General features: G+C 64.3%; 14 protein-coding genes. 9 read left to right on the top strand and 5 right to left on the bottom strand.

Annotated elements, in window-relative coordinates; all coding sequences use genetic code 11:
• Positions 1–228 precede the first annotated feature (228 nt).
• Positions 229–1,395, top strand: a complete 1,167-nt coding sequence (locus tag GA0061099_RS33060) for a PcfJ domain-containing protein (RefSeq protein WP_036027920.1) — start codon at positions 229–231, stop codon at positions 1,393–1,395.
• 134 nt (positions 1,396–1,529) lie between these two features.
• Here the strand turns inward: GA0061099_RS33060 and flgH are convergent, their stop codons facing one another.
• From flgH to flgF, 4 genes are read right to left on the bottom strand one after another with little or no spacing between them, the layout of a single operon-like run.
• Positions 1,530–2,294, bottom strand: a complete 765-nt coding sequence (flgH, locus tag GA0061099_RS33055; protein ID WP_036027919.1) for a flagellar basal body L-ring protein FlgH — start codon at positions 2,292–2,294, stop codon at positions 1,530–1,532.
• A 4-nt stretch (positions 2,295–2,298) separates the two neighbouring features.
• A complete protein-coding gene (gene flgA / locus GA0061099_RS33050) occupies positions 2,299–3,429 on the bottom strand; it encodes a flagellar basal body P-ring formation chaperone FlgA (protein WP_036027931.1) in 1,131 nt (376 codons plus the stop codon).
• A 10-nt stretch (positions 3,430–3,439) separates the two neighbouring features.
• Positions 3,440–4,228 (bottom strand): flagellar basal-body rod protein FlgG, encoded by a 789-nt coding sequence (gene flgG / locus GA0061099_RS33045; protein ID WP_036013098.1) that lies wholly within the window; start codon positions 4,226–4,228, stop codon positions 3,440–3,442.
• Positions 4,229–4,244: 16 nt separating this feature from the next.
• Complete coding sequence (flgF, locus tag GA0061099_RS33040) at positions 4,245–5,006, bottom strand: flagellar basal-body rod protein FlgF (RefSeq protein ID WP_036027918.1); 762 nt, start codon at positions 5,004–5,006, stop codon at positions 4,245–4,247.
• Between the two features lie 383 nt (positions 5,007–5,389).
• On the opposite strand from flgF, the gene fliL reads away from it, so the two are divergent.
• The 5 genes from fliL to GA0061099_RS33010 all read left to right on the top strand — a co-directional run bounded on the left by fliL (position 5,390) and on the right by GA0061099_RS33010 (position 9,106).
• Complete coding sequence (gene fliL, locus GA0061099_RS33035) at positions 5,390–5,887, top strand: flagellar basal body-associated protein FliL (protein ID WP_036027917.1); 498 nt, start codon at positions 5,390–5,392, stop codon at positions 5,885–5,887.
• A 19-nt stretch (positions 5,888–5,906) separates the two neighbouring features.
• On the top strand, positions 5,907–7,109 hold the full coding sequence (gene fliM, locus GA0061099_RS33030) for a flagellar motor switch protein FliM (protein ID WP_036027916.1): 1,203 nt from the start codon (positions 5,907–5,909) through the stop codon (positions 7,107–7,109).
• Positions 7,106–7,552, top strand: coding sequence for a DUF6468 domain-containing protein (locus tag GA0061099_RS33025; protein ID WP_074448249.1), 447 nt, complete (start codon positions 7,106–7,108; stop codon positions 7,550–7,552). Before fliM ends, GA0061099_RS33025 begins: the two co-directional genes overlap by 4 nt.
• Positions 7,553–7,561: 9 nt before the next feature.
• The gene (locus GA0061099_RS33020; RefSeq protein ID WP_036013086.1) at positions 7,562–8,323 is read left to right on the top strand and encodes a MotE family protein; all 762 of its coding nucleotides are present in this window, start codon (positions 7,562–7,564) and stop codon (positions 8,321–8,323) included.
• Positions 8,324–8,908: 585 nt separating this feature from the next.
• The gene (locus GA0061099_RS33010) at positions 8,909–9,106 is read left to right on the top strand and encodes a hypothetical protein (protein ID WP_074448248.1); all 198 of its coding nucleotides are present in this window, start codon (positions 8,909–8,911) and stop codon (positions 9,104–9,106) included.
• A 21-nt stretch (positions 9,107–9,127) separates the two neighbouring features.
• Here the strand turns inward: GA0061099_RS33010 and GA0061099_RS33005 are convergent, their stop codons facing one another.
• Positions 9,128–13,219: a VCBS domain-containing protein gene (locus GA0061099_RS33005; RefSeq protein WP_225151168.1), complete on the bottom strand. Its 4,092-nt coding sequence runs from the start codon at positions 13,217–13,219 to the stop codon at positions 9,128–9,130.
• Positions 13,220–13,628: 409 nt separating this feature from the next.
• On the opposite strand from GA0061099_RS33005, the gene GA0061099_RS33000 reads away from it, so the two are divergent.
• The 3 genes from GA0061099_RS33000 (at position 13,629) to GA0061099_RS32990 (ending at position 19,163) form a co-directional block, all read left to right on the top strand.
• Positions 13,629–14,255, top strand: a complete 627-nt coding sequence (locus tag GA0061099_RS33000; protein WP_306469098.1) for a FecR family protein — start codon at positions 13,629–13,631, stop codon at positions 14,253–14,255.
• Between the two features lie 65 nt (positions 14,256–14,320).
• Entirely contained in the window at positions 14,321–15,226 is a 906-nt protein-coding gene (locus GA0061099_RS32995) for a tetratricopeptide repeat protein (protein WP_081492984.1), read from the top strand.
• 214 nt (positions 15,227–15,440) lie between these two features.
• Positions 15,441–19,163, top strand: a complete 3,723-nt coding sequence (locus GA0061099_RS32990) for a tetratricopeptide repeat protein (protein WP_050996032.1) — start codon at positions 15,441–15,443, stop codon at positions 19,161–19,163.
• The last annotated feature ends 28 nt before the right edge of the window (positions 19,164–19,191 follow it).

The following is a 19,191-nucleotide window of genomic DNA, read 5'->3' as shown; positions in this document are numbered from 1 at the left end:
CGGCGTTGCAATAATGTCGCGGACCTGCCTCGCAGTACGCAGTTTCTGACACATCCCGACAAAGGCATCTTGCGCCCGCCGGCAATCGGGTCTATGAGCCCCGTCCCATTCAACCTGCGCGTTCAAAATTGAGGAGACCAGCCGTGAGTACTTTGTGGCGATCGACACATTCCGTGCCGACGCTCTCAGTGCGTCCGGCTGACAGTCATCCAATCATGTTGAACGACAATGGCACAGTCATTGATTCAGCGCCGGCGGGAGGCCGAGCGCACGCGGGTTGAAGCCTACGAGCTGTCGCTGCGGCATGTGTCGCAGCGGACGCGTCCTCCACCGGATTTCGAGAACGCGATCAAAGAGGCCAGGCGTGGCTTCGAGGCGGACGTCCTTCGCGATGCTTCGGCATGGAAGCCGCAGCTGAAAACTCGCGACGCGGCGCGTCTTCGTCTTGGCGCCGCCCGCTATCTCTTTGCGCGCTATCCTGTCGCTGAGCATCTGGAGCAGATCTGGATCGACAGCGCGGGACTGAGCCGCGACGAGATCATGTTGCGCAAGCGATGGTATGTCGTGGCGGCCGGCGGCGGTTCGCTCTACGCCGCCGGTGCGGCCGAATGGCTGTCTCGCAAGGAGGTCCATGCGTTCCTCAATCCGTTGGGGAAGGTCGGCTTCGAGGCTGCGATCTGGCAGGCGATTGCGCGTTCCTATGCGACCGATCCCGCTGTTGCGATGCGGATCGCGCGCACCAGGATCACACAGACGCAGCGCGCTCAGCATCGCTTCTGGCGCGAGGTGGTGCGCTTCTTCTGCGCGTATGCCACCACGGTCGAGGACATGGATGACTTCCATGACTACCTCGCCGATTGCCACCGGCGTGATCCAGAGTACACCCTCAAGGGGCGTTCACTGATCTCGCTTGGGCGGCAGATGCGCGAATGGCATCGCGATCTCGATGCGATTGCTCGTATCGAGGCCGCACGCCGTCGCGCCGAGGCGGCGCGAAACCGTGCGGGGGGGCTGGCAGCAGGCCCCGAGCAGAGCGAGGACCGTTGGCCCGGTGCAGCGATCGCGGACTGGTCATGGACCAAGTCGTCCAAGGACCGCGCCAAGCGCGAAGAATATGTCGTGGTCCAGTTGCGGACCGCAGCCGATCTCGTGGCTGAGACGCGGGGCATGCGTCACTGCGTCGCCACTTACGCGACAAAGTGCATTGCCGGGCATGCCTCGATCTGGTCGCTCCGTCGCCGTGCCTCGGGTGACGTCCAGCGGCTGCTGACCATCGAGCTTGATACCCGTTCCAGGGCGGTTCAGGTTCGTGGGTTTGCGAACCGTCCGCCGTTTGCCGAGGAGTGCAAGATCCTCCAGCGATGGGCGCAAGCACGCGGGATCATGCTGCTGTGAGAGAAGCCTGCGCCGCTTCGGCGGCGCAGGCAAAATACATGCGGCCCTCGCCAGGGGAGCTAGCGAGGGCCGCGTAGTACATCGTCGTTCGCGCCTTTAGTTCGCGAGCACGATGTGGGAGCTCTTGAAGGGGCTTAGAAGGGCAGCAGCACGTCCATGACCTGCTGGCCGTAGCGCGGCTGCTGCACGTCGGTGATCTGGCCGCGGCCGCCATAGGCGATGCGGGCCTGGGCGATCTTGGTGGAGTCGATGGTGTTGTCGCTCTGGATGTCCTCGGGGCGGACGATGCCGGCGACGATCAGCTCGCGAATTTCGAAGTTGACGCGGATCTCCTGCTTGCCTTCGACCACCAAATTGCCGTTCGGCAGCACCTGGGTCACCACCGCGGCGACGTTGGTCTGCAGAGCTTCCTTGCGGTCGACGCTGCCCTTGCCCTCGCTCGAGGAGGTCGAGTCGGCGGTCAGGATGCGGCCGGGGAGGATCTTGTTGGCCTGGGTGATCGTCTGGGAGCCGATGAAGTCCGTGATCCCGGAATCTTCCTTGTTGCTGCGGCTGCGCGAGGTGTCGTTCTCGATGTTGGCCTTGTCGGTGATGTTCACGGCTACCGTCAGGAGATCGCCGACCTGGCGGGCGCGCTGGTCCTTGAAGAAGGCGCGGCTGCCGTTGCGCCACAGCGAGTTCGGATTGTAGGAGGCGACCTCAGGCTTGGGCATCGGCATCTGCACCGGCTTGTAGCCGGGCTGCGTCGTCGGGTTGTCGATCGCCGACAGCTTCGGCTGCTCGCCGATCTGCGACAGGCGGTCGATCGAGGAGCAGCCGCTCGCCAAGGCGCAAATTGCAAGCAGCAGGGCAGAGATCGCGATGCGACGAAGGCGGGAGGCCGAACTGAACGTGGACATGAATCTACTCTGACTTGGCTGGAGCTTGCGAGAGGCGGACTTGCGGAATCTGGGCTTGGGCGATCTCGGCTGCGGACGCGGGTGCCTGGACCAGGCTCTGCGCCAGGGCAGCGGCCGCCGGCACGGGGTCGCGCTTGACCGACGAGGTCTGCTCGACCGCCGGTGCCATCGGTGCGGACTGGCTGGCGCCCTGCACCGTGACCTGGCCGCGGCCGGTCACGATGCCGGTCAGCGTGCGCTTGGAGTGCAGATTGAGCACGCTGACGGTGTCGCCCTCGGCACCGCTCTCGATCGCCTTGCCGCGCGTGGTGAGATAGAGACCGGGCACCTGGTAGATGATGGTGACGGCCTGGTCGCGCACCACGAAGTCGGGCTTGACGAGGTCGGCGGCGCGGATCGGCGTGCCCGCGCGCATTGCTCGGCGCAGCTGCATGCCGATGCTGCGGTCGCGCGAGGCAGGCTCGCCGGCGACTTCGGCCTTCGGCCGGCGCTCCAACGACAGGTCGGAGGATTTCAGGAGATCGGCGCGGTCGATGTCGCGGGTCAGCACGGCCACCTCCACCGTCTCGATCGCGGTGCCGGTGAAGCGCAGCTTGGTCGGCGCGGCGTTGCCGTCGTTGGCGATCTCGAAGGCGATGTCGAAACGCGTGCTGCGGGCATCATAGCGGGTTGCGACCGGCTGCAGCGCGCCGCTGTTGGAGGCGTCCAGCCGCATCTCGGCGACGCTGCGGTCGAACGTGATGGTGATGTTGGCGGCGTCGCCGAGGCCGAAGCGGCGCTCGAGCGCCGCGGCGACGGCGTTTTCGATATCCTTGCTCGCGAGCGTGCGGGCGAGGCGGGTGACCTGGACCTCTTTGATGTCCCCGGTCATGACGCCGATCACCTGCTTGGCTCGCAGGACCGAGAGCACCTGGCCTGTCGTCAGCGTGCCGGTGGTGCCGAGATCGGGCGAGCGGTAGACCGGGATCAGCGCGGCCGATCCGGCGTTGTCGATGAGATCGCCGATCCGCACCACGTCCGAAGTCACCGTGACGCTTGCGCGCAGCGTCGGCGCGGCGATGAAATCGTCGGCGGCCGCTGCCGGCAAGGCCAGCGCGAGAAGGGTGGAGATGGCGGCGAGGGTGGCGCGGATCATGGTCATCACCTCAGCGGAACAACGCCGTGGTCGATTGCATCATCTGGTCGGCGGCGCTGATCACCTTGGCGTTCATCTCGTAGGCGCGCTGGGCGGCGATCAGGTCGCTCATCTCCGAGACGACGTCGACATTGGCCTGCTCCAGGCTGCCTTGCGTGAGCTTGCCGTAACCTTCGGTGTTCGCGGTGCCGTCCTGCGGCGCACCGGACGAGGGCGTCTCGGTGAACTGGTTGTTGCCGACCGGCTGCAGGCCCGCCTTGTTGATGAAGCGCGTGACGCCGATCTGGCCGACGATCGAGGAGGTGGTTGAGCCCGGCAACGTCACCGAGACCTGGCCCTGCTCGCTCACGGAGATGCCCGAGGCGTTGTTGGGAATGGTGATAGTGGGCTGCACCGGATTGCCCTGCGCGGTGACGACGCGGCCCTGATTGTCCATCTGGAAGGTGCCGTCGCGGGTGTACTGGAAGGTGCCGTCGGGCATCAGGATCTTGAAGAAGCCCTCGCCCGAGATGGCGAGATCGAGGTCGTTGCCGGTCTGCGACAGCGTGCCTTGCGTCATGCTGCGCGGCGTGCCGACGGTCTTGACGCCGCCGCCGATGTCGACGCCGACCGGTAGGATGGTGCCCTGGTCCGACGATTGGGCGCCGACGCGGCGGACGTGCTCGTAGATAAGATCCTGGAACGCCGCCGTCTGCTTCTTGAATCCGGTGGTGCGGAGGTTGGCGATGTTGTTGGAGATCACCTGAACGTTGAGTTCCTGTGCCGCCATTCCGGTCGCTGCGGTGTGAAGCGCCTGCATCTCAGTTCTCCTTCAATCAGGCCGGAACGTCGGCGAGCTTCTCGATCGCCGATTTATGGAGGTCGCTCTGCTGCTGCAGCAGGTTGGCGACCGCGGCGTAGCTGCGCATCACCTCGACCATGCGGGTCATCTCGCCGACCGCATTCACGTTCGACTTCTCGACATAGCCCTGCTGCAGGGTGGACTTGGTGTCGGGCTGCTGGTTCGCCGAGCCGGCGGCATAGAGATTGGCGCCGAGCTTGGTCAGCTTGGCCGGATCGTCGAACGAGACCATGCGGATCTTGCCGCGGATCGAGTCGGTCCGCGCCGTGCCCTCGAGCACCGTGACGGTGCCGTCGGGCGCGACGTTGATGTCGTGGTCGGTCGGCTGAAAGGTGATCGGGCCGGCATTGCCAAGCACGAGATTGCCGTCGGCGGTGACGAGCTGGCCGGTGCTGTTGAGCGAGAACTTGCCGTCGCGGGTATAAAACTCGCCGCCGTTGGCCTGCACTGCGAAATAGGCGCCGCCGTTGATCGCCATGTCGAGCGGATTGTTGGTCGGCTCCAGCGGCCCCTGGCTGATGTTGCGGAAGGTGCCGCGGTCGTGGACATAGGAGACCCGGCGGTCGCGGCCGATGAAATTGTCCTCACGCGCGTTCGAGTTCAGATATTCCTCGAACAGCGAATGGTCGGACTTGAAGCCGTTGGTGTTGGCATTGGCGACGTTGTTGGCGATGACATCCATCTGCCGTTCCAACGTCATCTGCCGTGACAAGCCGATCAGACGCGCGTTCTGCATCGGAAATCTCCCCTGAGCGGATCTGCCATTTCGCTCTCCCAAGCGCCTTGGCGGACCCCGTGACCGAGACCGTCGGGCTCTCCCAAGCCGTGCGGTCTCGGGCCTGTCTCAGCGAAAGCCGTGCCAATCAGGAAAATCACGTAACTTCAATGTGTTGGCGACTTTCGAGGGGCGCGAGCAGGCGGCAGAAAGGTTCTGTTAGCCATGTTTGCCCGGCAGATTTTTCCTAGCGGCGGCCCAATCGAAAGATTCCGTTAACCATTATTACCGTAGCGTTTGCGCATCAGAGGAGCGCATTGCGCTGGGGCATTCGTATCGCGTCATTGTCTGCCAGGAGGCTTCGCTCTTTCGACCCCTTTGAGAGATGAACGGGCGCGGCAACCATGGCAGAGAACGAGGAAGGCGGCGCAGCCGCTGATGGCGCGGAAGCCGCTCCGCCGAAGAACAAGCTCAAGCTCATCATCATGGTCGTCGGCGCGCTCGCCGTGCTCGGCGGCGGTGCTGCGACCTGGTTCTTCTTCTTCCGTCATAGCGGCGATGAGCATCATGCCGAGGCCGCGCCGCCGCCGAAGCCGCCGGCCTTCGTCGACGTTCCCGACCTGATGGTCAACCTCGCCGGTTCGCCCGGCGAGCGCGTGCAATATCTGCGGTTGAAGATCGTGCTGGAGCTGAAGGAAGAGAAGCAGATCGAGGCGATCAAGCCGACGATGCCGCGCGTCACCGACATCTTCCAGACCTATGTGCGCGAGCTGCGCCCGTCCGACCTCAACGGTTCGGCCGGCATCTTCCGCCTCAAGGAGGAGCTGACCAAGCGCGTCAACGCGGCGGTCGCCCCGATCCAGGTCAGCGCCGTGCTGTTCAAGGAAGTCGTGGTCCAGTGAGCATGACGGACTAGGGATCATGGCGGGCAACGACCAAGTCGACCAGGATGCAATTGCCGCCCAGTGGGAGGCCTCGCTCGATAGCGAGGATCCCGCCGAGGCGGCAAAGGCTGCCGCCGAGAACGAGCTATCGGAGACGATGGCCCTGCAATGGGCCGCCATGGTCGAGGACGGCAGCCGCGATCTCGGCACCGGCAAGAATTCCGGCGAGCGGGTGTTGTCCCAGGAGGAGATCGACAATCTCCTCGGCTTCACCGTCGGTGACGTCACGCTCGACGACCATTCCGGCATTCGCGCGATCATCGATTCGGCGATGGTCTCCTACGAGCGCCTGCCGATGCTCGAAATCGTCTTCGACCGCCTGGTGCGGTTGATGACGACCTCCTTGCGCAATTTCACCTCCGACAACGTCGAAGTCTCGCTCGACCGCATCACCTCGGTGCGCTTCGGCGATTACATGAACTCGATCCCGCTGCCCGCCGTCCTCACCGTCTTCAAGGCCGAGGAGTGGGAGAACTTCGGCATGGCGACGGTCGATTCCAACCTGATCTATTCGATGATCGACGTGCTGCTCGGCGGCCGCCGCGGCACCAGCCAGCTGCGCATCGAGGGCCGGCCCTACACCACGATCGAGACCGAGCTGGTCAAGCGGCTGGTCGAGGTGGTGCTGGCCGACGCCGAGCAGGCGTTCCGGCCGCTGTCGCCGGTGACCTTCTCGATCGACCGGCTCGAGACCAATCCGCGTTTCGCCGCGATCAGCCGTCCCGCCAACGCCGCGATCCTGGTGCGCCTGCGCATCGACATGGAAGACCGCGGCGGCAACATCGAGCTGCTGCTGCCTTATGCGACCATCGAGCCGATCCGGGGCGTCCTGCTCCAGATGTTCATGGGCGAAAAGTTCGGCCGCGACCCGGTCTGGGAGGGCCACTTCGCCACCGAGATCGTGCAGGCCGAGATCGCCGTCGACGCCGTGCTCTACGAGGCCGACATTCCGCTCAAGCAGCTGATGCGGCTCAAGGTCGGCGACACGCTGCCGCTCGACATGCGCGCCGACGCCAACGTCACCGTGCGTTGCGGCGACGTCACGCTGACCGAGGGGCGGATGGGCCGGGTCGGCGACCGCGTCGCGATCCGTGTGACGAAACCCTTGCGCAAGCCAAGTACGACACTTGCGATGTTCGAGAAGGTGGACGAGCAGAACAAGATGATGGAGGCCCCATGAACCACTCCCTGGGAATGGCGATCGAGACGCTGGTGGCTATCCTGCTGATGCTGACGATCGTCTACTGCGTCACGCTCAACAAGCGCTTGAGGCGGCTGAAGGCGGACGAGCATTCGCTGAAGGCCGTCATCGCCGAGCTGATCACCGCGACCGAGATTGCCGAGCGCGCGATCGGCGGGCTGAAGCTCGCCGTGCGCGACGTCAACGAGAACCTCGGCAGCCAGCTCGCCGCCGCGACGCAGATGTCGGATCAGCTCTACAAGCAGCTCGGCGAGGCCGACAACGTGGTGCGGCGCCTGTCCAAGATCGCGATCGCCGCGCGTCCCGTCACCAATCCGGAGACGGTCGCCGCGCCCGCGCCCAAGCCGTCGTCCGCGAAGGCGGTGGCGGCGGCCGCCGAAGCCTTCTCCGAGCGCCGACGATCCAACGGCCTTGCCGCATGAAGCCTGGGTATGAAGTCCTTTCGTAACATCCGCGTCATTCCGGTCGTCCTGGTCGCCGTTGCCGGCCTCGCCACGCTGAAGGTGGCGGGCCTTGCGATCAACGGCGGCTATGTCTTCGACTACAAGCCGAACCAGGGCAAGAAATCCTGGGCGGAAGAGAACCTGAATTTCCCGACCGGCCGCGAGGATCCCGACATCACCGGCTCGACCCCTGCGCCGAAGGAAGCACCTAAGCCGGCAGCGCCCGAGACCAAGATGGAGGGTGGCACCGTCGTCAAGATCGACGAGGGGCAGCCGCAGGTCTCGGCCGCGGAGCGCGCGATCCTGGAACGGTTGCAGGCGCGGCGTCAGGAGATCGAGGCGCGCCAGCGCGAGATCGACATCCGCGAAAGCCTGCTCAAGTCGGCCGAGAAGCGCATCGAGACCAAGGTCGAGGAGATGAAGGCGGTGGAAACCCGCATCTCCGCGACCCAGGCCGAGCAGAAGGCCGCCGAAGCCCAGCGCATGAAGGGCCTCGTGACCATGTACGAGGGCATGAAGCCCAAGGATGCCGCGCGGGTGTTCGACCGGCTCGAAATGGGCGTGCTGATCGAGATCGCCTCGGCGATCGCGCCGCGCAAGATGTCGGACATCCTGGGCCTGATGTCATCGGAAGCCGCCGAGCGGCTGACCGTCGAGATGGCCCGCCGCGCCAATGGCGGCGGCGATCAGTCCGCCTCGGCCGGCGAATTGCCCAAGATCGACGGCAAGCCGACGCAAAAGCCGAATTGAGGCTCGAGGAGAAGCGCGCTTTCAATCCGCGCGCTGTCGACTGAAGCCCAGAGAAATGCCTCGTGCGCCTAATTCGCGAAGGCCTGTTGCACCCTGCGAACAGGCGGGCGCAACTGCTGCTCCATCTGGGCGAGGATATTGACCTGCTGCTTGATCAGCGCCGCCTTTGAGACGCGGGTCACGAGCTGCAGGGTGCTGTGGCAACAGGCACATTCATATGTCTTCAGGGCATATCCTCTTGCAATCGGGACGATCGCGACGACCGCTCTTGCTCTGCTACACACAATGCAACCGGCTTCTCCGCTCATTGATTACCCCCAGAGCTAACCAATGCGATTTGCATCGCCGAGATTCACATCTGATTCAGAGTCGCGCGCGAACCGCAACGAGCCGAAGGTTGTGAGTGCGCGCGCTCAGCAACCCGTCAAGGTGGAAATCAGAACCCGTGGCGGATGCAGCCGGGGCAGGCGGCATCCTCCGGGACTGCGATGACTTGACGCGCGCAGGTGTGAAGTGGCGTACAGTGGTGCTCAAGGCGCCGTCCTACGCTTCGGTCATTCGCAGTCGGCAGCGCAGGAGGAGGCCATGAACTACTCGTCCGCAGCAGAACGCGTCATCGAGGCCGTCAACCGGATGCTCATAGCGGCGATGACATCCGCATGGACATCCGCGCTAAGCCATCAGCATGCCGCGCCGCCGGATGGCGAGGCCGGCAACGATGATCAATCTTCTCTTGGCGAAGAGAGCTCCTCGGCGCCCGATGGCGCCGGGACGCAACACTGAAGAGCCCATTGGCTCGGGGCGTCACAAGATCAGATCGTGCAAGCCGTGGCCGTGAGCCGGACTTGGGCCATGAGGCGGATCAACATCGGGCGGAGATGGTTCAGGCGTGAACGCCAGTTCGAGCCCGTGGAATCCTCCAGCGTGGCCGGGATGACCGGCGAGGTCTAGATGATCCGGCACCACGCTGTGCTGTGAGCCCTGCGAAGCGTTATCCTTGAACTTGAACGACTCGCCGAGCTGTTGCGTCTCGCTTGCAAGCGAATGGTTGGCGCCTCCGCTCGACGACTTCAGAAGGCTCGGATTGAGCGTCGCCTCTGCCATTCCATCGTTGGCACGACCGTGGGCATGCGCCGCCTCGTCGGCGTTTCCTTGATGCGAGGCGCCGTGATTCCCGGCATTGTTCCCCGGTGCAAGCCCGCGCCCGGCGTGCTGTTCGGCGGCATTCTGGTCAAAATTCAGCGCGGCGATGGCAATGTCAGGCATGTGGCCGCTTCCAGCAATCGCGCCACTTTTGGCCAGCAATGCTGTGTCGGGACCGGCCAGGTGGTCGAAGACAAAACTGGCCTCCGTCGGTGCGGCGACGTATTGCGACATCGTAGACGGTCCGCTGCCCGAAGGAGCTACCGCAACAATAGCGAGTGTTTCGGTCGAGGGCGTTTGCATCGGGTCCGAACTGGAGATGCTCGAATATTCAGTTTGTTCGATCTGGTCCGAAGGCGTATCCAGGTTGTGGAGCGGCTCGCTTGACTGGATGTCCGGACTCTCTGCGAGGAGCGTGCCGTCGCCGCTTCCGGAGTCGGACGAGATTTCGGAAGTGATCGTCATTAGCCCGGCCGCATCACTCTGCAGGGTTGCGGTGAGGTCGGTCAGCTCGCTGGCGACCGCCACTACAGGCGCCGCTGGCGCCAGGATGAAGTCCGAGGCATCGACGGTTGCAATCCCCTGCAAATGGATTTCGAGCAGACTGGAATCGCCGATGTGCAGGGTCTGGTCCGTTGAGTTGACGTACACGATGGTTTCGTTCGACGCGCTGTCATAGATCCAGGCGATCGTATGTGGCGGCACCGTCGTGTTGGTTGAGCTCAACGCCAGGATGGCAAACCCGAGCGCGCCAAAGGCGGTCAGGTCGATCCTGTCCGCTCCCGATGCGAAGTCGGTGATGGTGTCGAACTGACCGGCACGGGAATCGGCAACGAACAAATATGCGAAACGATCGTTGCCATTGCTGCCGGTGAGTTGGTCCGCACCAAATCCGCCGGTTATGGTATCGGCGCCGTTGTTGCCGTTTACCGTATCGTTTCCCGAGCCGCCGTAGATGGCATCATTGCCATCGTTGCCCTTGATCGTGTCATTGCCTGAGCCGCCATAGAGAACGTCCGTCTTGCCGGTCCCATTGACCGTATCACTGCCGGCTCCCGCATAGATGACCTGACCTGTGTCGCCGCCGCCGGCGATGGTTTCGCTCCCCGGCGTTCCGTACACGTTCGGAGGATCGGAGATCACGACGGATCCGGTGGCCAGGTTGTCAAAATCGTTGGGGTCGGCATCACTGGCGCCATGAATGGCGACGGTCACCGTCTGCGTGGTACCGTCGATCGCGGTTACCGTGAATGTGTCGGTCAGGGTGTCGCCGGAATCGAGAGCCTCAACCACGCTATTGTTGTTGTCGAGGGTGTACGTCCATGCGCCGGCTGCGGTCATCGTGAAGGTGCCGTATCCGTCGTCGCTCGCGGTCGGTGAAGAGATCGCGGTGAACGTATTCGGCGCGTTGTCGACGTCGGTACCGGTCAGCGTGCCAGTCGCGATGGGAGCGCCGGGCGAGAAGGTTCCTGCCTCCGTCACTGAGCCGGTCGTGGTGCCGGAAATGAGGGCCGCGTCGTTGCTGCCGTGAATGGTGATCGTCACCACCTGTGGCGTGCCGTCGAGGGTCGTGACAGTAAAACTGTCGGTGAGTGTGTCCCCGACATTCAGCGCCTGCACCGCGCCGCTCGCATTGTCGAGCATGTAGGTCCACGCGCCGGCGGCGGTTAGCGTAAAGGTGCCATAACCATTCGTGCTTGCCTTGGGCGAACTCAGTGCTGTGAAGGTATTGGACGCATTGTCGACGTCGGCGGCAAACAGCGTGCCGGTTGCGCTCGGGCTGCCCGGTGTCGCATTGGCAACGCCGCCGGCCTCGGTCACCGCGCCGGTCGTGGTGCCGGAAACGATGGCGGCATCGTTGGTGCCATGGATGGTGACCGTCACCACTTGGGCGGTTCCATCCAGAGTGGTCACCGTGAACCTGTCGGTCAGCGTTTCGCCGGTATTGAGCGCCTGCACCGCAGCGTTGGCGTTGTCGAGCGTGTAGGTCCACACGCCGGCAGCCGTCATGGTGAAGGTGCCGTAGCCGGCGGCGCTCTGCGTCGGCGAGCCGACGGCCGTGAATGCATTTGCGATCGTGTCCACGTCGGTATCGGTGAGGGTGCCGGTCGCGATGGGCGTGCCGGGGTTAGCACTGGCGACGCCGCCAGCCTCGATGACGGCGCCGGTCGTGTCGCCGGAGATGACCGCTGCATCACTGGTTCCCTGGATGGTGATCGTCACCACCTGGGGCGTGCCTCCGATCGTGGTCACCGTGAAGCTGTCGGTTAGCGTTTGGCCGGCATTGAGCCTCTGCACTGCGAGGTTCGAATTGTCCACGGTGTAGGTCCACACGCCGGCAGCCGTCATCGTGAAGGTGCCATAGCCGCCGGTGCTCGTCGTCGGCGAACTCACGGCCGTGAACGTATTTGGTGGGTCGTCGACGTCGGTATCGGAAAGCGTGCCGGTCGCAATCGGCGTGCCGGGCGTTCCATTGGCAATGCCGCCAGCCTCGACGATCGAGCCGGTCGTGGTGCCGGAGATGATTGCAGCGTCGTCGACACCGTTGATGGTGACTGTGAACGTCTGACTCGCAGAACTGAGGCCGTCGGAAACCGTGACGACGAAACTGTCGGTCGTGGGCGCCTTCAGCGCGTTGATCGCGATGCTGTCAGGCACGAACGTGTAGGCGCCGCTCGTACTGTTGACGTAGAGCGTTCCGTACGGACCGGGCTTTGACAGGTCGTATGTCACTCCGCCGAGGACCGTCTCGCCGGCGGTTGCCCCTATGACGCCAAAGGTCAGCTTGGCGCTGCCGCTGGTGCTGCTGGCAGCGAAGATTCCGCTCGTCGCAGTGAATGTATCAAACACCACCGTATCGAGCTCGGTCGGCCCCGCTCCGGTGCTGAGTGTCGGCGGTATGGGGTCGAAAACGGGAATGGCGAATGGCGACACAGGCGCCAGCAAATTCTGCAGCGAGGGCGCGTCGGGCTGAATGAAATTGATCGGCTGCAGCAATTGGGTTTTGACGAAGGGAGGCGTGCTCGAGCCATGCGGCCCCTGTCCGTCCAGATTGGCGAGCACGTCCTGCTGTGCGGCGCGCAACTCGTCCATGCGAGCGGCCGAGTTCGCGACCTGATTGACACTGATGGTGGATCCCACTTTCTTGACGATGATCGTTTCGCCGGGATCATCGACGATGATGTGCCGTGGGATCGGCTCCTTGGTCACGAGCTCAAATGCGCCGTGCGCAAGGTCCTTGTAAGTGATGGAGTCGTCATCCAGGAATGTGACGTCCGGGTCCGCGGCCTCGGCATTTTCCGCAACCGAGAAAGTCAATGCTGCAAGCGTCAGCATTCCGAAACCGCCCGCGTGACTTCGGGCGCGAATGCCTGCAATTGGCGTATTCAGCTGGAGAGACCCGGTTTCTGCCAGCCGATCTGGTACGAAACTGAAGCTGCCTCGGGTCACGTCGAACAGGGCTGTAGGTGGCGTGCCTTCGACGTCGAAGACGAATTCGCTCAGCGCGAGGCGAGTGTCGCAGGAGATGTTGAAGAAAGTACCGTCGATAAAGCGAATCGTGATCTGTCCGTCGGCGTCAGTCTCTATCACGTCAGCCCGGTAGACAGGCGCGCCGGCTACGGCCTGTGTGGCGACGCCACTGGCTCGCGTGAGCGTACCGCAGCCGATCGCTGTATGAATATGGCCAATGATTTGGACGGGTAGGGCCGCGGCGGCCCTATTGCCAACCTGGACATCGGATGCAACCAACATGGCTCGACCTCGCCTGGGTGATTAATTCAGGCTCGGCGTGCTGCCATGGTCTTTCGGGGCGGCCCTCGCCAAGGGACAAATATCCTGGGCGCTGGCAGCCGAAGGCTTGCCGCCGAAAATCATCAAGTCTGGTCCAGAGAGACGCATGGCGCGGGGACGGCGGCGCGTAATACCATTCCCGGCGCGTATCCCTCCCGCTAAAGTGATTAAATTGACAAACGAGAGCTTATTTAATTTGTGGCGCTTCCGTAGCGTTACGGTAAACTAGAACGATTAAAATTATTAAACAAGAAATTTATTTATTGCGACCGCGCTTCGCGGTTCAAGAGCGGTTCAAGAAATGAGCCGCCGCTAGTCGATAGGATCTTCTCGGAAAGGGCGGATCATGTGCAGACCTACGACAGCCGCTTTGGCGACCGGCTTGGTCTTGGCGCTAGCCAATTTCTCGCCGAGTGCGGCTCAAGCGCAAGTCGATTCCACCGGGCCCGCCGTCGCCAGCTCGTCTTCCAAACCGATCGGGAAGGTGGCGACGGCCACAGGCTCCGTCACGATCGAACATGCGGGCGCAGTGATCGTTCAAGCGAATGTCTCAAGTGAGCCCGGCCAGGCCAAGAGGGGTGATCCCGTATATCTTGGTGACGTGGTGCTGACCGGAGACGACGGCCGGGTCGGAATAAATCTTAGCGACGGCAGCTCGTTCAATTTATCGAGCAACGCCCGTATGGTGCTGGATCACTATGTGTATGAGCCGGCCGGCAAGTCCAACGCGACCCTGTTCAGTCTTGCCAAGGGAACGTTCACTTTTGTTGCGGGCAATGTTGCGAAGACCGGCGATATGAAGGTCGATACGCCCGTTGCCACGTTGGGGATCCGAGGTACGACGCCGCACATCGAGATTTCTGATGACGGGTCAGCCAAATTTTCGACGCTGATCGAAGAGGGCAAAAGCAAGGTCCTGAAGAAGCCGCCGGCCGGCGCGGCGCCGGAGCCCGATCGAAGCGCCAATCGCAGGCTCATTATCTGTCGGGGATGCTGAGAAGTTTGCTCGGCCGAAGCCGCCGTGATGCCGGCGCAGCGTCCGGCCCGGCAGAGAGACGCAACATGAGTGCTTCGTTTCGCTCGCGGAGTTCGGCGCTTGGTGTGAAAATCGCACGGGCCAGTGTCATCAGGGCAGGGATGCTCATTCTGATCGTTGGACTCTCCGGTTCGTCAGGCTTGGCGCAGACGTCGAAGAAGAGCAGCTCACTCAAGAATATCGAACTGTGCAACGGGTCAGATCGCGTCTCGCCCGAAGCTCGGATCGAGGCCTGCACGGCGTTTATCGATGCGGGCGAGGGGAGCGCAAACGGCTTCGCTGTCGCCCATAACAACAGGGGCAATGCCCGTAGCGCCAAAGCCGACTACGGAGGCGCGATCAAGGATTTCCTTGAAGCGATCCGGCTCAACCCGAATTATGCGAAAGCCTTCAACAACCTCGGCGTGGCTTATCTGAGGACGGGCTCTTACGACCTTGCTCTTAGCGCTTTTCAGGAGGCGCTGAAGCTCAACCCCAACTATGCCACTGCCTTTGCCAACCGTGCGGCAGCGTTCTTGAAGAGGAATGCGTACGACCGTGCAGCGCAGGACTATGACGAAGCAATTCGCCTTGACCCGAAGCTGGAGGCGGCCTGGAGCGGACGCTGTTGGGCCCGGGCCATCCTCGGCGCCTTGCAGGCTGCGATGGAGGATTGCGAGATGGTGCTTCGATTGGGAGCAGGTAACGCCGCGACATACGATTCGCGAGCCCTGATAAATCTGAAAATGGGACAACTCTCCGCGGCTATCGACGACTACAACGCGGCGCTGCGGTACGCCCCCAAGCTGGCGAGCGCGCTGTACGGTCGCGGGGTCGCCAGATTCAAGCTCGGCGACACAGACGGCGGCAATAGCGATATCTCGGCGGCCAGAAGGATCGAGGCCCGAATCGCCGAAGATTTTGTCCGCTATGGGGTGCCGCAAAGGGACTGACAGGCCGCGACATCGTGCAGCCGTTAACAACTGCTTAACCGCCTGCGTCTCAAATTCAAACTCGCGGAACGGCCCCCGCTCCATCCGGCACGGCATGCTGTTCCCGCAAATCAAGACATAGCATTAACAAGTCCTTAATTGGCGAGACCTACAGTCGACGGCACGGGCCGGCGCCAGTGCCGGCATGCCCGCCGAACCGGAAGAAATGCCGCCAATGGCGCGAGAGGCTGCCGCTGGATTTGTGTCGCGAGCCCGCGCATCGGCGCGGGGCTTGTCGCGTCACGCCCGCGCCGCGGCCTTGCTGGCGGCCTGTCTCCTGCTTGGCCTTGCGGCGCCCGGCCGGGCGGCCGATCCGATCAGGGGCGAGGCGACGTTTTCAGCCGGTGGCGGCTTTGCCCGTCTCGTCATCAAGCTCGGCGAGGACGTTCCCTCCGAGGTGACGACCGCGGGCTCGATCCTCGTCATCCGCTTCGACCGGCCCGTCGATGTTCCCGTCGAGCGCATTCCAGAAGGCGCGCCCGATTACGTCAATTCCGCCCGCCGCGACCCTGACGGCGGCGCCATCCGCCTGTCGCTGGCGCGGCGCGTCACCGTGAACACCATGAACGCCGGCGAGCGCACCTTCATCGACCTGCTGCCCGAGGGTTGGAAGGGGCCGCCGCCGAGCCTGCCCATGGACGTGGTCAAGGAGCTTGCCGAGCGGGCACGCGCGGCCGAGCGTGCGCTGCGCGCCCAGCGTGCCGCCGCGGAGTCCAGGAAGCGTCCGCCGATCCGCGTGCGCGCCTCGGTGCAGCCGACCTTCGTGCGCTTCGTGTTCGAGATGCCCGACGGGGTCGGCGTCTCCTCCGTGCTCAACGAGCAGAAGCTGACGCTCGTCTTCAACGCCAATCTCAATTTCGACCTGGCGGACGCGGTCCTCGCCGCGCCGCCGAACGTCGCCTCGATCAAGCAGAAGTCCGATATCGACCAGACCAATGTCGAGATCGCGCTGATCGGCGATGCCGACGTGCATTCGTTCCGCGACGAGAAGAACTACGTCGTCGACGTCTCCTTCCAGCCCGACAAGGGGAAGTTGGCGGCAACGCCCGAGGCGACGATCGCGCAGATGAAGCCGGTCGGTCGCGGGCCGGCGGCTGCCGCTGCACCTGCACCTGCACCGGAAAAGCCCGCCGCCGAGAAGAAGGACGCCCATCGCGAGATCCCACCGCCGACCTCCGAGACGATCGCGCGCGAGGCCAGGATCGACATCAAGCCCGAGGTGAAGGTGGAAGCGCCCGCCGCGCTGCCGCCCGCCGAAACGCCGAAACCGGCAGCCTCTCCCGCGGCCGAAGCGGCCCAACCGCCCAAGGAAGCTGCGAAGCCGGCGCCGGCGGCTGCGGCTGCGCCCGTCGAAGCGCCCAGGGAGGTCGCGAAGGAACCGGTCAAGGATGCCGCTAAGGATGCTGGCAAGGATGCTGCCAAGGCTGGGCCGGGGGAGGTGCCGGTCGCGCCCGCGATTGCCAGCGTCGATGCGCGCCGCGACAGCGACGGCTTGCGCGTGACGTTCCCGTTTCAGGTCGCAACGCCGGCGGCGGCGTTCCGCCGCGGCGACACCGTGTGGCTGGTGTTCGATACGCCGAAGCTCGTCGATGTCGAGGCGATCCGCACCAAGGGCGGCGCGATGATCGGCGAGGTCGGCCGCGTCCCGCTCGACAAGGCGCAGGCGGTGCGCATCCGTCTCACCCGTCCGCTGGTCTATTCGCTGACGAGCGAGGAGGTCGGCAAGGAGACCAACTGGATGTTGACGCTCGCCGACAAGATCCAGGCGACGCCGCTGCCGCTGATGATGTCGCGCAACATCACCGATCCCGCGCTCGCCAATATCGCGATCCCCTTCGCCAATCCGGGCCAGCTGCACAAGCTCACCGATCCCGATGCCGGCGACACGCTCTATGTCGTCACCGCGCTGCGGCCGGTGCGCGGCTTCATCAAGCGGCAGGACCTCGTCGATCTCTCGCTGCTGGAATCCGCGCACGGCATCGCGATCCGGCCGAACTCCGACGAGATCGGCGTCGAGGTCGGCTCCGACAAGGTCATTCTCGGCAAGAAGGGCGGCTTGACCCTGTCGCCGGTCGACATCTCGGCCGAGCGGGCGCCGACCGCCGTGCGCCCGATCTTCAGTCCCGAAGGCTGGCGCAAGGGCCAGTCGGAAAACTTCATGGCGCGCCAGGGCGAACTGATGACGGCGATCTCGGCGGTCGAGCCGGCGCTGCGTTCGCTGCCGCGGCTCGATCTTGCGCAATTCTACATGTCGCGCGCCATGTATCACGAGGCCAAGGCCGTGACCGACGTGATGCTGAGCGATCCGCTCAACAAGGAGGAGAGCGGCGCGCTGATCATGCATGCGATCGCCAACATCCTGATCGGCCGGCCGGCGCAGGGCCTGAAGGATCTCGCCAATCCTGCGATCGGCAATAGCCACGATTCCCAGCTTTGGAAGGCGCTCGCCTATGCGCGCCAGGGCAAATGGGCCGATGCGCGCGAAAAGTTCAAGAACGTCGAATTCGCCATCGCCTCGCTGCCGCTCGACATCCAGCGCATCGTGACGATGGACGCGATGCGCGCATCCCTCGAGGTGAAGGACTATGCCGGCGCCTCCAAGCGCCGCAACGAGCTCGAGGTGGTCGGTGTCCCGCCCGAAGCCGCGCCAGGCTTCGCCGTGCTGCGCGGCCGGCTCGCCGAGGCGCTCGGCCACGACAAGGATGCGCTCGACGATTACAAGCTCGCGGTCGCCTCGAATGACCGTCCGGCTGCGGCCGAGGCCAAGCAGCTCGAGATCGCGCTGCGTCAGAAGCGCGACGAGATCGGCAAGGAAGAGGCGCTGCGCGAGCTCGAGACGCTGTCGATGACCTGGCGCGGCGATGCGATCGAGGTCAAGACACTGCAGATGCTGTCGCGCCTCTATGCCGATAACGGGCGCTACCGCGATGCGCTCACAGCCGCGCGCACCGCGACGAGGCTGCAGCCGAACGCCGAAGCCTCGCGTCAGGCGCAGGATCTCGCCTCCGAGCTGTTCACGCAGATCTTCCTCGGACCGAAGGGCGACGAGCTGCCGCCGGTCGAGGCGCTCGGGATGTTCTACGAGTTCCGCGAGCTGACGCCGATCGGCCGCCGCGGCGACGAGCTGATCCGCCGTCTCGCCGACCGTCTCGCCTCGATAGATCTGCTCGACCAGGCCGCCGAGCTCCTGCAATACCAGATAGATCATCGCCTCGAAGGCGCCGCGCGCGCCCAGGTCGCCGCGCGCCTCGCCATGATCTATCTCGCCAACCGCAAGCCCGACTTGGCCATCACCGCGCTGCGCGCGAGCCGCATCAGCGATCTCTCAGGCGAGCTCCGGCAGCAGCGCCTGCTGCTGGAGGCGCGTGCGCAGAGCGACGTCGGCCGTCATGATCTTGCGCTCGACATTGTCTCCAACGTCGCCGGGCGGGAAGTGCTCCGCCTGCGCTCCGACATCTTCTGGGCGGCGCGGCGCTGGCGCGAGTCCGCCGAGCAGATCGAGCTCTATTACGGAGACCGCTTCCGCGACTTCAAGCCGCTCAATGCGGTCGAGAAGAGCGACATCATCCGCGCCGCCGTCGGCTACGCCCTCGCCGACGACGCGATCGGCCTGTCGCGCTTCCGCGAGAAATACGCCCCGCTGATGAGCGAGAGCGCCGACCGTCTCGCCTTCGACACTGCGAGCAAGCCGGCCGCAGCCTCCAGCGCCGAATTCGCCGAGATCGCCAAGCTCGCTGCCAGCGTCGACACGCTCGACGGCTTCCTGCGCGAGATGAAGCAGCGCTTCCCCGACGCCACCGCCCGCGCGCCCGGCGCGCCGCAGACCAAAGACACGAGCGACCACACCGGCTCGCTGCCCACGATCCCGGTCGTGCGGCAGATCAAGATGACGCGGTAGGGCTCGGTGCCGCGCGAAGCGCGGCCCG

Source organism: Bradyrhizobium yuanmingense, from assembly GCF_900094575.1.
Taxonomy (GTDB): domain Bacteria; phylum Pseudomonadota; class Alphaproteobacteria; order Rhizobiales; family Xanthobacteraceae; genus Bradyrhizobium; species Bradyrhizobium yuanmingense.
This window is presented reverse-complemented; position numbering and strand designations above follow the sequence as displayed.

Excerpts from the sequence above, each read along its gene's own strand:
- GA0061099_RS33060 (WP_036027920.1), top strand. The coding sequence starts at position 229 with ATGGCACAGTCATTGATTCAGCGCCGGCGGGAGGCCGAGCGCACGCGG.
- flgH (WP_036027919.1), bottom strand. The coding sequence starts at position 2,294 with ATGTCCACGTTCAGTTCGGCCTCCCGCCTTCGTCGCATCGCGATCTCT.
- flgA (WP_036027931.1), bottom strand. The coding sequence starts at position 3,429 with ATGATCCGCGCCACCCTCGCCGCCATCTCCACCCTTCTCGCGCTGGCC.
- flgG (WP_036013098.1), bottom strand. The coding sequence starts at position 4,228 with ATGCAGGCGCTTCACACCGCAGCGACCGGAATGGCGGCACAGGAACTC.
- flgF (WP_036027918.1), bottom strand. The coding sequence starts at position 5,006 with ATGCAGAACGCGCGTCTGATCGGCTTGTCACGGCAGATGACGTTGGAA.
- fliL (WP_036027917.1), top strand. The coding sequence starts at position 5,390 with ATGGCAGAGAACGAGGAAGGCGGCGCAGCCGCTGATGGCGCGGAAGCC.
- fliM (WP_036027916.1), top strand. The coding sequence starts at position 5,907 with ATGGCGGGCAACGACCAAGTCGACCAGGATGCAATTGCCGCCCAGTGG.
- GA0061099_RS33025 (WP_074448249.1), top strand. The coding sequence starts at position 7,106 with ATGAACCACTCCCTGGGAATGGCGATCGAGACGCTGGTGGCTATCCTG.
- GA0061099_RS33020 (WP_036013086.1), top strand. The coding sequence starts at position 7,562 with ATGAAGTCCTTTCGTAACATCCGCGTCATTCCGGTCGTCCTGGTCGCC.
- GA0061099_RS33010 (WP_074448248.1), top strand. The coding sequence starts at position 8,909 with ATGAACTACTCGTCCGCAGCAGAACGCGTCATCGAGGCCGTCAACCGG.
- GA0061099_RS33005 (WP_225151168.1), bottom strand. The coding sequence starts at position 13,219 with ATGTTGGTTGCATCCGATGTCCAGGTTGGCAATAGGGCCGCCGCGGCC.
- GA0061099_RS32995 (WP_081492984.1), top strand. The coding sequence starts at position 14,321 with ATGAGTGCTTCGTTTCGCTCGCGGAGTTCGGCGCTTGGTGTGAAAATC.
- GA0061099_RS32990 (WP_050996032.1), top strand. The coding sequence starts at position 15,441 with ATGGCGCGAGAGGCTGCCGCTGGATTTGTGTCGCGAGCCCGCGCATCG.